Raw genomic sequence first — 12,128 nt, 5'->3', positions numbered from 1 at the left:
TCTCCTGCCCTCCGTGGCTCCGCGCCAGGACCGACAGCGGGCCCGGCGCGGGACCGCGCCGTCGCCGTCCCTACTCCCGGGCCGCCGCCGTGGAGCTCATATCCGGGTACCGGTCACCCGCCACCCTCGCCGCGATCGGCTCCAGTTCCGCGAGTTCCGCCTCCGTCAGCGTGATGCGGGTGGCCGCCGCGTTCTCCTCCAGTCGGGCGCGCTTGCGGGTGCCCGGGATCGGCACGACGGTCAGGCCGTGCACCGAGGCCCGCTGCTGCACCCACGCCAGCGCGATCTGCGCCGCCGTCGCCCCGTGCGCCGCCGCGATCTTCAGGACCGGCTCCAGGAGGGCCGCGTTGCGCTCCGCGTTCTCGCCCGAGAACCGGGGCTGGTACTTGCGGTAGTCGCCCTCCGACAGGTCCTTGGACGCGTCCACGAACGCCCCGGTGAGGAAGCCCCGGCCGAGCGGGGAGTAGGGGACGAGCGCCACGCCCAGCTCCGCCGCCGCGCCGACCGCGCTGCGCTCCACGTCCCGGGAGAAGAGGGACCACTCCGACTGGAGGGCGGCGATCGGGTGCACGGCGTGCGCCTCGCGCAGCTCCGCGCCGGTGACCTCGCTCAGCCCGAGGTGCCGCACCTTGCCCTCGCGTACCAGCTCCGCCATCGCGCCGACCGAGTCGGCGAGCGGGACGGCCGGGTCCCGCCGGTGCATGTAGTAGAGGTCGATGGTCTCGACGCCGAGACGGCGCAGGCTGGCCTCGGCCGACTTCCTGATGTACGCCGGGTCGTTGTTGATCCCCCGGTAGTGCGGGTCGTCGGCGCGGCGCTCGATGGCGAACTTGGTGGCGAGGACGATCTCGTCGCGGTGCGCGGCGACGAACGGCGCCAGGAACTCCTCGTTGGCGCCCTGCCCGTACACGTCCGCCGTGTCGATCAGGGTGACGCCGGCCTCCAGGGCCGCGTCGAGGGTGTCGCGTGCTGCGGCCTCGTCCGTGTCGCCGTAGAACTCGCTGATGCCCATGGCACCGAAGCCCTGGACACCGGTCTCGGGTCCGTCCGTGCCCAGCCGGACCGTGGAAATCCTGCTCATCGGGTCATGCCTCCCCGTAGTGACTGATCTTGATGTCCAGAACGGCGAGGGTGTCCTGGAGCTCCGCGATCCGGGACAGCACGTCCCGTCGGGTGGTCTCCAGCAGCTCGCGCCGCTCGGCGAAGGTGTGATCGCCCTCCCGGACCAGCTCCGCGTATCGGACCATGGAGGCCACCGGCATCCCGGTCAGCCGGAGCTTGCCGACGAAGGTGAGCCAGCGCAGGTCGCGGTTGGTGAAGCGGCGCTGACCGGTGTGCGAACGGTCGACGTGCGGCATCAGCCCGATCCGCTCGTACCAGCGGAGGGTGTGGGCCGACAGCCCGGTCCAGGAGGCCACCTCGCTGATGGTGTAGCGGTCCTGGCCCTCGGGCCGGGGAAACGCGGGGTCCTGCGAGGTCGTGCGGGCGATCACGCTCATGGCCCCCACGCTAGAACCTTGGAGTGCACTCCAAGCAAGTAGGCTCGGCTGCATGCAGAGCCTGGCGTTGACCGAGAACTGGCCCGTCCCCACCGCTGCCGCCGCCGTCGTCCGCGCGGACGGCACCCTGGCCGGGGCGCACGGTCCCACCGGCCGGCGGTTCCCGCTCGCCTCCGTGACCAAGCCGCTCGCGGCGTACGCCGTCCTCGTCGCGTACGAGGAGGGTGCGATCGACCTCGACGAGCCGGCCGGGCCCGAGGGTGCGACCGTGCGGCATCTGCTGGCCCACACCTCCGGTCTTGCCTTCGACGAGCCGCGGACCATGGCGGCGCCGGGTGCGCGCCGGATCTACTCCAACACGGGATTCGAGGTGCTCGGCGACCACGTCGCCAAGGCCACGGACATCCCGTTCGCCGAGTATCTGCACCAGGCGGTCCTGGAGCCGCTCGGCATGGCGTCGACGACGCTGGACGGTTCGCCCGCCAAGGACGGCGTGTCGACGGTCGACGACCTGGTGCGGTTCGCGGCGGAGGTGCAGGCGCCCCGGCTCCTCGACGCCCGCACGGTGCTGGACGCGATGACGGTGACGCACCCCGGCCTGACGGGCATCCTGCCCGGGTACGGGCATCAGCGGCCCAACGACTGGGGCCTCGGCTTCGAGATCCGCGACGGGAAGTCGCCGCACTGGACGGGGGCCTCGTCCTCTCCGCGTACGTTCGGGCACTTCGGTCAGTCGGGCACGTTCCTGTGGATCGACCCGGACGCGCGGGTCGCGTGCGTGGCGCTGACGGACCGGGCCTTCGGTCCGTGGGCGGTGGAGGCGTGGCCTGCGTTCACCGACGCGGTGCTGGCCGAGCTGCGCGCGGCCTGACGTCGTACGGCTGCCCGCGACCGGTGCGCCCGGCACGGCCGCCAGGCGGATCACGACCGACCGGCAGACCGGCACGGCCGACCCACCCCACGACCGGCAGACCGGCACGACCGTCAGGCTCCTGACCGACGGACCGACCGACCGCCTCGGCTCAGCCTTCGCAGGTCCGCGCGGGCAGGCTGCCGTCGGGGCCGGTGACGGTCACGTCGGCCCGGCCGCCCGCGTCGAGGGCGAACGCGGCCGTGCACACCAGTTGGTCGAGCGCCCCGGCCGGCAGGCCGGTGACGGCGAAGGAGGCCCGCAGCCGGTAGGGCGCGCGGCCTTCCCGCGCGGTGCCGGAGGTGACCGGCTCGACGCGCAGGGAGGCGTCGCCGCGGGGCAGGGCGGTGGTGAGCCCTGCCCGGGTCTCCTCGGGGCCGGGGCCGGCGAGGAGGGCGGCCAGGATCTTGTCGGCGACCATCCTGGTGCCGCCCGGGTCCTTCCGGGAGGCCTCGTAGTCCGGGCCGAAGTCGTGGAACGGGACCGCCGGGCCCCCCGATTCGCCCTGGGGGAGATCGCCGTTCTCGTCGGGCCGCACGAGCGCGCGGGCCACCGGCATCAGCCGGCCGTCGGGGCCGCGGAAGTAGAGCACCGCCCGGCTCTCGGGAAGGGGTTGGACGGCGACCGTCGCCGCACCGCCCGCCTCCACGACCTCGCTCCCCCGGACTCCGCAGGCGGCGAGCGGCACGGCGAGGAGGGCCGTCAGCGCGGCGGCGGTCCGGCGGGTCACAGTGGCATCCTGACCGTGAAGACGGCCCCGCCCCCGGGATGGTCGGCGGCCTCCACGGTGCCCCCGTGGAGCCGTACGTTCTCCAGGGTGATCGCGAGGCCGAGCCCGCTGCCCGCCGAGCGGGTGCGCGCCGGGTCGGCCTTGTAGAAGCGGTCGAAGACGTGCGGCAGGACGTCCGGGTGGATGCCCGGCCCCCGGTCGGCGACCTCCGTCACGAACCGGTCCCCCTCCGCGTACACCCGGACCGTGACCGGCGTCCCGCCGTGCCGCAGCGCGTTGCCGACGAGGTTGGCGACGACGACGTCGAAGCGGCGCGGATCGAGCCGGACCCTGATCCCCCCGTCGAGGTACGGGACGACGGCCTCCGGGTCGGTCCAGTGCCGGTTCTGCAGCGTCTTGCGGACGCAGTCCGCCGCGTCGACCTCGTCCGTGTGGAGTTCGGCGGCGCGCGCGTCGAACCGCGAGATCTCCATCAGGTCCTCGACGAGAACGGCGAGCCGGCCGGTCTCGGCGCTGATCAGCCGTACGGCGCGGGCGGTGTCGCTGTCGAGGGTCCCCGCGTCGGCGTCCTCGTCGAGGACCTCGGTGACGGCGAGCATCCCGGCCAGCGGCGTGCGCAGCTCGTGGGAGACGTCGGAGGCGAAGCGGCGGGCGCGCGCCTCGGCGCGGCGGAGTTCGGCGACGGAGCGTTCGAGCTCCGCCGCGGACTCGTTGAAGGTGCGGGCCAGGTCGGCGAGTTCGTCGCTGCCCTTGGCGTGGATCCGGGTGTCGAGCCGGCCGCGACCCATGCTGTGGGCGGCGCGACGCAGTTCGCGGACGGGGCGCAGGACGCCGCGGGCGGCCAGGAGGGCGGGGATGAGGGCGACGGCGAGGGCGGGGAGGGCTCCGTCGCGTGCGGCGGTGACGAGGGCCTGGATGTTGGCCTCCTCCTCGTCGAGGTCCATGACGGCGTAGACGACGAGGCCGGTGGGCTGGGCCTCGCCCTTCGTGGCGTCGGTCCGGAAGACGGCGGGCACGGCGATGGTCAGGTACGGCCTGCCGTTCTTGACGACACGCTGGAAGCTGCCGTGCGCGGTGGCGTCCCGGGAGTGGGCGCGGGCCCGCAGTTCGGGGGTGATGACGGAGGAGACGGGGCGGTCGGCGGAGGAGACGCGGACGCTGCCGTACTCGGCGTAGACGTGCCAGGCGCGCGGTTTGCCCTGGCGGGCGATGGTCTGGAGGGAGTCGCGGAGGTCGGCGGCCTCGACGGGCAGGGTGACGTAGAGCGCGTCGACCTGCTCGCGGAAGGCGGATACGGCGGTGTCCTGGGTCTGTTCGAGGATCGCGTCGCGAGCGGCGTGGTAGGTGAGCGCGGCGGTGGTGCCGCAGCCCGCGGCGGCGACGAGGAGGAAGGCGATGACGAGGCGGGTGCGGAGCCCGAAGGGGTGGGGGCGGCGGCCGCGGGCCTTGCGCCGCGGGCGGGGCCGGGGCGCGGCGGCGAGGGCCTCGTCCGCCGCCTCGTCGGGCAGCGGCTCCCCGCTCACGCAGGCCTTCACAGCGGTCCGAAGCGGTAGCCGAAGCCGCGCAGGGTCTGGATGTAGCGGGGGGTGCCGGGGGTGTCCTCGATCTTGTTGCGCAGCCGGCGGACGCAGGCGTCGACCAGGCGGGCGTCGCCGTGGTAGCTGTGCTCCCAAACGTGTTCGAGGAGCTGCTGGCGGCTGAAGACCTGTTCGGGGGCGGCGGTCAGGTGGAGGAGCAGCTTCAGCTCGGACGGGGCGAGGGCGACGCGTTCGCCGTTCTTGGCGACGGTGAGTCCCGCGCGGTCGACGGCGAGTCCGCCGTGGAACTCGACGGCGGCGCGGCCGGCGCCGGGCTCCTCGATCCGCCGCAGGACCGCTCGTATGCGGGCCTCGATGACCTCGGTACGGGCGGGCTTGACGATGTAGTCGTCGGCGCCGGCCTCCAGCCCGATGACCACGTCGAAGTCGTCGCCGCGGGCGGTGAGCATGATGATCGGCAACTGGCTGTTCTCCCGCACCCGGCGGCAGACCTGGACGCCGTTCATGCCGGGGAGCATGAGGTCGAGCAGGAGCAGATCGGGCCGGAACTCGCCGAGCGCGGCGAGTCCCGCCTCCCCGGTGGCGGCGGTCCGCACCTCGTGGCCCCGGCGGCGCAGGCCGAGTTCGACCCCTTCGCGGACGGAGGGGTCGTCTTCTATGAGGAGCACGCGAGGCATGACGTCGAGTATCCCAAGGGGTCGTGGGCGGAGCGGACGACGGGGGCGGACGGACCGGGAGGCGGGGGGCCGGTGCGGGTGGGGCGGGGGCGTCGGTGGGGCGGACGACGGGGTCACGGGCGCCGAGGCGGTCGGCACGGGCCGAGGCGGGTGGGGCGGGTGCCGGCTCCGGCCCGGAGTGCCGGGGCGATCGGGGCCCGTGGGGCGGGAGCGCCAGGTGGGCGGCTCCGCCCGGGGGGCTCAGCCCGGGGGCGGCTCAGCCCTCGGTGCCCGGGTCCGCCCGGAGTGCCGGGTGCGGCGGGGCGGGCTGCCCGGTGCGGCGAGTACGCCGGGGAGTACCGGGACCGCCCGGAAGTACCCGGTCCGCCCGGCTGCCGGTGCGTCAAGTGCGGCGGGTGAGACCGCGCACGCGGCTCGCCGCGCCGGTCAGCAGGGCCTGGACCTCGGCGAGCCGCAGGGGGCGGGCCAGCAGGGCGAAGACGGCGAGGATCGCGAGGGCGCCGGCGCAGGCCGCCACCGGCGCCCCGGCGGGCGCGGCCGCGTCGGCGACGAACAGTCCGAGCCCGGCCGCCGGCACCGCGGCGAGCAGCAGCCGCCCGAGCGCTCCCCTCGCCCCGCCCGCGGGTCCCGGACGGGACGAGCTTGCCGCGACGGCCTCCGCGGGCACGGCTCCCGGCGCCGGCCGGAGCCGACGGTGGAGGACGCGGGCCGTGAGGGCCCAGCCCGCCCAGAGCGCCACGGAGTAGGCGCCCGCCATGCCCGCCACCGCCCAGGAGGCCGGGAGGGCGGCGTACGCGGCCCAGGAGAGGCCCGCGTTGAGCCCCGCGATCGCCAGGTTCAGCAGGAACGGGGTGCGGGTGTCGCGCAGGGCGTAGAAGGCGCGGGTGCAGACGTACTGGCCCGACAGCGCGACGAGACCGGTGGCGAAGGCCATCAGGATCCAGGACATCCGCCGGACGTCCTGTGCGTCGGTCCTGCCGTACTCGAAGACCAGGCCCATCGCCGGCACCGCCAGCGCGAACAGCGCGCACGCCGCCGGTACGACCACCGCCGAACTCGTCCGCAGGGCGTACGAGACGTCCCGGCGGACCCCCGCCAGATCGCCGTCGGCCGCCGCGCCGCTCATCCGGGGCAGCAGGGCGGTCATCAGCGAGACGGTCACGATGCCGTGCGGCACGGCCCACAGCAGATAGGCGTTGTTGTACGCGGCGAAGCCGACGCCCCCGTCGATCCCCTGCTCCGCCGCCCGCAGCCCCGCGGCCGTGGCGAGACGGGTGGTCACCCAGTACGCCCCCTGGTTGGTGAGGACCAGCAGGACCAGCCAGCCGGCCGACCGCAGCGGTGCGGTGAGTCCGCTGCCGCGCCAGTCGAGGCGCGGGCGCCAGCGGAAGCCGGCCGACCGCAGGGAGGGGAGGAGCGCGAGGGCCTGGAGGGCGATCCCCGCCGTGGTGCCCCAGCCGAGGAGGGCCGTCTCGCCGGCGGTGAGGGCCCCTCCGCCGGTCGCCACCGTGGTCAGGTAGAGGCCGAACACGGCGATGACGACGAGGTTGTTGAGGACCGGGGTCCACATCATCGCGCCGAACCGGCCGCGCGCGTTCAGGACCTGGCCGAGGAGGGTGAAGAGCCCGAGGAAGAAGATCTGCGGCAGGCAGTAGCGGGCGAAGGCGACCGTCGTCGACAGCCGCTCACCGGTGTAGTCGGTGTACAGGCCGACGATCGCCGGCGCCGCGAGCACCGCGCCCGCCGTGAGGACCAGCAGCCCCAGGAGGCAGACCGTGAGCAGCCGGTCGGTGTAGGCGACACCGCCGTCCTCGTGCTCCTTGGCCGCCTTGACCAGTTCCGGTACGAAGACGGCGTTGAGCGCCCCGCCGAGCAGCAGCATGTAGACGATGGTGGGGACCGAGTTGCCGACGGCGTACCCGTCGGCGACCGGGCCGATGCCGAGGGCCGCGGCGACCACGGCGGAGCGGACGAATCCGGTGGCGCGGGAGACGAGCGAACCGCCGGCCATGAGCAGGCCGCCGCGCAGCACGGAGGTCCGCGGCTTCGCGGCGGGGACGGCGGCGTGCTCGGCGGCGAGCGCGGTCGTCATCGGCGGGCCAGGTAGGCGTGGAACGCCCGGTACAGCGTGTGGTTGGTCGTGCCGCTCAACGGTGTCTCCCACTCCCCCGACGTCTCGACGGCCTGCCCGCCCGTGCCGAGCTTCCAGCGCAGCAGCCCGTGGGCGCGGACGTCCGGATCAAGGGTGGAGGGTATCCCGCGCATGTCGTAGACGTCGGCGCCGAGCGCGTGGGCGTCCAGCAGCATGCGCCACTGGAGCGCGTTGGAGGGGCGGACCTCGCGGCGGTGGTCGGCGGAGGCGCCGGTCTGGTACCAGACCCGCCGCCCGACGGTGATCATGGTGTGGGCGGCGAGGATCTCGCCCTGGTGGCGGGCGAGGTAGAGCTTCATCCGCCCCGGTTCCTCGGCGTTGAGGGCCGCGTACTGGCGCTCGTAGTAGGCGAGGGAGCGGCCGAGCCGGAAGCCGTCGCGCTCCTCGGTGATCCGCAGCAGCCGGTAGAAGTCGGGGAGGTCGGCGGCGGAGCCGACGACGACCTCGACGCCCGAGGCGCGGGCCTTGCGGATGTTGCGCCGCCACTCCTGGTTGAGGCCCTTCCACAGGTCGTCGGAGGTCCGGCCGGCGAGCGGCACCTGATAGACGTGGCGGGGCTGGGCGTCGGCGCCGTCGGACGTGCCGGTGGAGTCTTCGCCGCAGCGGCGCCAGCCGCGGGAGCGGAGCCGTTCGGCGACGGCGGTGCCGAGCGGGTCGACCTCGTCGGCGAGGACGTCGGCGAGGCGCCGGCCCGGGCCGGTGTGTGCCTTGAGGGTGGCGGCGTTCCAGCGGCGGAAGCAGGGCGAGGGCCCGATGCGTACGGCGAAGGCCCCGAGGGCCCGCAGGTGGCGGAGCAGCGGGGTGAGCCAGCCGTCGATGTCGGGGTCGGACCAGTCGGCGACCGGTCCTTCGGGGAGGTAGGCGAAGGACTTCCGGGTGCCGGGGAAGGTGCGCAGGAGGACGAGGGCGACTCCGGTGAGGTTCCCGTTCTCGGGTCCCCAGCCGAGGAGTCGGTGGTTCCAGCCGTCCTTGACCCCGGCCCAGGAGGGCAGCTGGAGGAAGCCGGCGCCGGCGCCGGTCCGGGTGAGGAAGGCGCGGTACTCCTCGGAGGTGAGGGTCTCCACGCGCGTGGTGGGGCGGACTGCGGCCGTGGGGTGGGGTGCGGCCGTCACGAGCAGAGCTGACACAACGGAAGCCTCCTGGTTCCGCCCCTCGGTCGTGGGGCGCACAGGATGCTCACAGCCGTCCTTGACCGTGCCGCGCGTCGCGTGTGACCGGACGATGACCGTTCCTCACCAGCCCTTGTCACACGGCGTCCGAGGTGCTTCGGGCGGCCTAGAGTCCGGGCATCCCACACCTTTCCCGGAGGCTTCCGTGACGTCCGCACGCATCCGCATACTCGTGGCCGCAGCCCTCTGCGGCTCCCTCACCGCGTGTACGGCGGGGGCGGTCGGCGCCGCCCGTGACGCCGGGCCGGCCGGGGACGCCAAGCCCGCCGGGGACCCGGCGAAGGTGACCGTCGTGAGCCCCGCGGCCGGCCGGACCGTGACGGTGACCGCCACGGGCGGGACGCTGACGGCGGTGAAGGTCGTCGACGCCGAGGGCGGTGTGCTGGCGGGCCGTACCGGCGCGGGCGGCGCGTCCTGGGTCTCCGACCGCAAGGCGGTCCCGGGGACGTCGTACCGCGTGGAGGTGACGGCCCGGGGCGCCGGGGGGAAGGAGACGACGACCCGTTCGGCCTTCTCCACGGCCGAGGCGGCGCTGGTCAACAAGGTGACGCTGGCCCCGGGGAAGAACTCCACGGTCGGCGTCGGCCAGCCGCTGTCGATCGTCTTCGACCGGCCGGTGACGCGGAAGGCCGAGGTGGAGAAGCAGCTCAGGGTCACCACCTCGAACGGCACCGTCGGGTCGTGGGGCTGGCTGAAGGACTGGTCGGGCAAGGACCGGGTGGACTGGCGGCCGAAGGAGTACTGGAAGGCGGGGACGAAGGTCACGCTCGACGCGACCCTCGACGGGACGGACTCGGGCGGGGGCTGGTTCGTACGGGACTACCGGACGGGCTTCACGGTCGGCGGCGCGGCGCAGGTGGTGCGGGTCGACCTGGACGGCAAGAAGCTCACCCTGGAGCGGGACGGCCGGACCGTGCGCACGATCCCGGTCTCCGGGGGCACGCCGGGCGGCGACAAGCGGTCCTGGCGGGGCACGGCGGTGCTGATGGCGAAGGAGGGCACGATCAACATGAACTCCGAGACGGTCGGCCTCGGCGACGCCTACGACAAGATGGTCGACTACTCGATGCGGCTGACCTGGTCGGGCATGTACGCGCACGCGGCGCCCTGGAACGCGGCCCATTTCGGCAGGGCCAACAGGAGTTCCGGCTGCATCGGCATGAGCGACGCCGACGCCGCGTGGTTCTACGGGCAGGTCCGCGCGGGCGACCCCTTCGAGATCCGCGGGGCGGAGACGAAGGGCACGGTCGCCGAGGGGAACGGCTACGGCGTGTGGAACGTGAGCTGGGAGCGGTGGAAGGCGAAGAGCGCGGTCGGCGGCTGAGGCAGGGGCGCCTCCGCCCGCGCGCCGTCCGTCAGCGTGCGCGCAACTCCCAGAGCAGCACCTCGGCGTCGGAGGTGGCGAGCAGCGCGAGGTCCCGGGTGCCGGTGAGACGGGCCGCGTCTCCGGGGGTGAGGTCCTCGCCGCCGAGGTGGACCTCGCCACGGACCACGTGCGCGTAGACGAGGTCGGCGTCGGGGACGGCGGTGCGCTCGCCCGCCGCCAGGCGCCGGACGTGGAGCATCGCGGCGGCCTGCGGGAGGGCGTACGGGGTCGAGTCGGCGATGCCCCGGACGATCTCGTACGAGGGGTCGCCGCCCGGCTCCCGGGGCGCCAGCCACATCTGGACGAAGACCAGCGGGACGTCGGCGTCGTTGCGTTCCTCGTGGCGCACACCCGCGGCGGAGCTGAGCCGCTGGACGTCTCCGGCGCGGACGACGGTGGTGTGCCCGGCCGAGTCGTGGTGGGTCAGCTCGCCCTCCACGACCCAGGTGACGATCTCGGTGTGGCTGTGGGGATGCTCGGCGAACCCGGCGCCGGGCGCGAGCCGCTCCTCGTTGCAGGCGAGGATCGCGCCGAAGCGGATGTTGTCGGGGTCGTAGTGCGGCCCGAAGGAGAAGGCGTGGCGGGTCTCGATCCCGGCGTCCGGATCTCCCCCGGGGTACCGCGCCCCGGCGCGCTGAATCGTCATCACGGAACAGACGGTAGCCCGGCGGGCCGCGCGCGGGGCGGGCGTTCCCATGGGGACGGCCGCCGGGGCGGCCCGTACCGCCGGTCCCGCGGGCGCACCGCTCGCCGGCGCCCGGCGGGTGGGGCGGTCCGGGCGGAAACGCACCCGACCCCGCACCCGGCCGTCCCGATAAGGCACCCTTAGTCCGTGCCTGAACCCACGAACGTCGCTCATCCGCACCCCGCCACCCTCAAGCGCCTCGAACAGTCCTCCGGCCGGCTGGCCGCCAACGCCATCGCGCGCATGGACGAGACGCTGCCGTGGTACCGGGCGATGCCGCCCGAGAACCGGTCGTGGATCGGGCTGGTCGCCCAGGCCGGTATCGCCGCGTTCACCGAGTGGTTCCGGCACCCCGAGACCCCGCAGGCGATCTCCACCGACGTCTTCGGCACCGCCCCTCGCGAACTGACCCGCGCCATCACCCTGCGCCAGACCGTCGAAATGGTGCGCACCACGATCGAGGTGATGGAGACCGCGATCGAGGAGGTCGCCGCCCCCGGCGACGAGTCCGTCCTGCGGGAGGCGCTCCTCGTCTACGCCCGTGAGATCGCCTTCGCGACCGCGCAGGTCTACGCCCAGGCCGCCGAGGCACGCGGCGCCTGGGACGCGCGCCTCGAATCCCTCGTCGTCAACGCGGTCCTCTCCGGGGAGGCCGACGAGGGCGCCGTCTCCCGCGCCGCGGCGCTCGGCTGGAACTCCCCCGAGCATGTCTGCGTCGTCCTCGGCACCGCCCCCGACGGCGACAGCGAGCTGACCGTCGAGGCGATCCGCCGGGCCGCCCGGCACGCCAAGCTCCAGGTGCTCACCGGCGTCCTCGGCGACCGGCTCGTGGTCATCGCCGGGGGCAACGACAACCCTCTCCAGGTCGCCAAGGCGCTGATCGGGCCGTATGCGGCGGGGCCGGTCGTCGCGGGCCCCGTCGTCCCCGACCTGCTGGCCGCGACCCGGTCCGCCCAGGCGGCCGCCGCCGGTCTGAAGGCCTGTACGGCGTGGCAGGACGCGCCGCGGCCGGTCTTGGCGGACGATCTCCTTCCGGAGCGCGCGATCGCCTCGGACCCCTCGGCTCGCGACCAGCTGGTGGAGGAGATCTACAGACCGCTGGAGGAAGCCGGGTCGGCGCTCCTGGAGACGCTGAGCGTCTATCTGGAGCAGGCGAGCAGCCTGGAAGGCGCGGCGCGGATGCTCTTCGTGCACCCCAACACCGTGCGCTACCGGCTTCGACGTGTGACCGACGTCACCGGCTGGTCACCCTCCGATGTCCGCTCCGCGTTCACGCTGCGGATCGCGCTCATCCTGGGGCGCTTGGCCGACGGAGATACGCAGTCCTAGACTTTTGTCGAACACCGACAATTACCCCGACGGTTCTTCGTCCCTGTCCCCACGGGCGCCCGGGACCGTCCCC

Annotated in this window: 11 protein-coding genes; 3 read left to right on the top strand and 8 right to left on the bottom strand. The window is 74.2% G+C overall.

Annotation, left to right across the window (positions count from 1 at the left end; genetic code table 11):
* Positions 1-70 precede the first annotated feature (70 nt).
* Together AB0K65_RS17295 and AB0K65_RS17290 are read right to left on the bottom strand one after the other, a co-directional pair.
* On the bottom strand, positions 71-1,081 hold the full coding sequence (locus AB0K65_RS17295) for an aldo/keto reductase (protein ID WP_365717248.1): 1,011 nt from the start codon (positions 1,079-1,081) through the stop codon (positions 71-73).
* 4 nt (positions 1,082-1,085) lie between these two features.
* Entirely contained in the window at positions 1,086-1,499 is a 414-nt protein-coding gene (locus AB0K65_RS17290) for a MerR family transcriptional regulator (protein WP_365717246.1), read from the bottom strand.
* A gap of 52 nt (positions 1,500-1,551) precedes the next feature.
* Here AB0K65_RS17290 and AB0K65_RS17285 point away from each other — a divergent pair, with 52 nt between their 5' ends.
* On the top strand, positions 1,552-2,370 hold the full coding sequence (locus AB0K65_RS17285) for a serine hydrolase domain-containing protein (protein ID WP_365717244.1): 819 nt from the start codon (positions 1,552-1,554) through the stop codon (positions 2,368-2,370).
* A 151-nt stretch (positions 2,371-2,521) separates the two neighbouring features.
* On the opposite strand, the gene AB0K65_RS17280 is transcribed toward AB0K65_RS17285, so the two are convergent.
* From AB0K65_RS17280 to AB0K65_RS17260, 5 genes are all read right to left on the bottom strand, one after another.
* Positions 2,522-3,139, bottom strand: coding sequence for a hypothetical protein (locus AB0K65_RS17280; protein ID WP_365717242.1), 618 nt, complete (start codon positions 3,137-3,139; stop codon positions 2,522-2,524).
* Positions 3,136-4,536 (bottom strand): HAMP domain-containing sensor histidine kinase, encoded by a 1,401-nt coding sequence (locus AB0K65_RS17275; RefSeq protein ID WP_365717430.1) that lies wholly within the window; start codon positions 4,534-4,536, stop codon positions 3,136-3,138. Before AB0K65_RS17275 ends, AB0K65_RS17280 begins: the two co-directional genes overlap by 4 nt.
* Positions 4,537-4,670: 134 nt before the next feature.
* Positions 4,671-5,354, bottom strand: coding sequence for a response regulator transcription factor (locus AB0K65_RS17270; RefSeq protein WP_365717240.1), 684 nt, complete (start codon positions 5,352-5,354; stop codon positions 4,671-4,673).
* Positions 5,355-5,736: 382 nt separating this feature from the next.
* Entirely contained in the window at positions 5,737-7,446 is a 1,710-nt protein-coding gene (gene murJ, locus AB0K65_RS17265; RefSeq protein WP_365717238.1) for a murein biosynthesis integral membrane protein MurJ, read from the bottom strand.
* On the bottom strand, positions 7,443-8,618 hold the full coding sequence (locus tag AB0K65_RS17260) for a peptidoglycan bridge formation glycyltransferase FemA/FemB family protein (protein ID WP_365717428.1): 1,176 nt from the start codon (positions 8,616-8,618) through the stop codon (positions 7,443-7,445). Before AB0K65_RS17260 ends, murJ begins: the two co-directional genes overlap by 4 nt.
* 202 nt (positions 8,619-8,820) lie before the next feature.
* Here AB0K65_RS17260 and AB0K65_RS17255 point away from each other — a divergent pair, with 202 nt between their 5' ends.
* The gene (locus AB0K65_RS17255) at positions 8,821-9,999 is read left to right on the top strand and encodes an Ig-like domain-containing protein (RefSeq protein WP_365717235.1); all 1,179 of its coding nucleotides are present in this window, start codon (positions 8,821-8,823) and stop codon (positions 9,997-9,999) included.
* A 31-nt stretch (positions 10,000-10,030) separates the two neighbouring features.
* Here AB0K65_RS17255 and AB0K65_RS17250 read toward each other — a convergent pair whose 3' ends face one another.
* Positions 10,031-10,687: a pirin family protein gene (locus AB0K65_RS17250; RefSeq protein WP_365717426.1), complete on the bottom strand. Its 657-nt coding sequence runs from the start codon at positions 10,685-10,687 to the stop codon at positions 10,031-10,033.
* A gap of 186 nt (positions 10,688-10,873) precedes the next feature.
* On the opposite strand from AB0K65_RS17250, the gene fasR reads away from it, so the two are divergent.
* Entirely contained in the window at positions 10,874-12,055 is a 1,182-nt protein-coding gene (gene fasR / locus AB0K65_RS17245; RefSeq protein WP_365717233.1) for a fatty acid biosynthesis transcriptional regulator FasR, read from the top strand.
* Positions 12,056-12,128: the final 73 nt, after the last annotated feature.

Origin of the sequence: Streptomyces sp. NPDC053755, from assembly GCF_040677675.1 — a bacterium.
Taxonomy (GTDB): Bacteria; Actinomycetota; Actinomycetes; order Streptomycetales; family Streptomycetaceae; genus Streptomyces.
The sequence above is the reverse complement of the archived record's forward strand: the minus strand, read 5'-3'. Positions and strand labels throughout refer to the sequence as shown.

Coding starts and splice junctions, on each gene's coding strand:
- AB0K65_RS17285 (WP_365717244.1), top strand. CDS start 1,552: ATGCAGAGCCTGGCGTTGACCGAGAACTGGCCCGTCCCCACCGCTGCC.
- AB0K65_RS17250 (WP_365717426.1), bottom strand. CDS start 10,687: ATGACGATTCAGCGCGCCGGGGCGCGGTACCCCGGGGGAGATCCGGAC.
- AB0K65_RS17270 (WP_365717240.1), bottom strand. CDS start 5,354: ATGCCTCGCGTGCTCCTCATAGAAGACGACCCCTCCGTCCGCGAAGGG.
- AB0K65_RS17290 (WP_365717246.1), bottom strand. CDS start 1,499: ATGAGCGTGATCGCCCGCACGACCTCGCAGGACCCCGCGTTTCCCCGG.
- murJ (WP_365717238.1), bottom strand. CDS start 7,446: ATGACGACCGCGCTCGCCGCCGAGCACGCCGCCGTCCCCGCCGCGAAG.
- AB0K65_RS17295 (WP_365717248.1), bottom strand. CDS start 1,081: ATGAGCAGGATTTCCACGGTCCGGCTGGGCACGGACGGACCCGAGACC.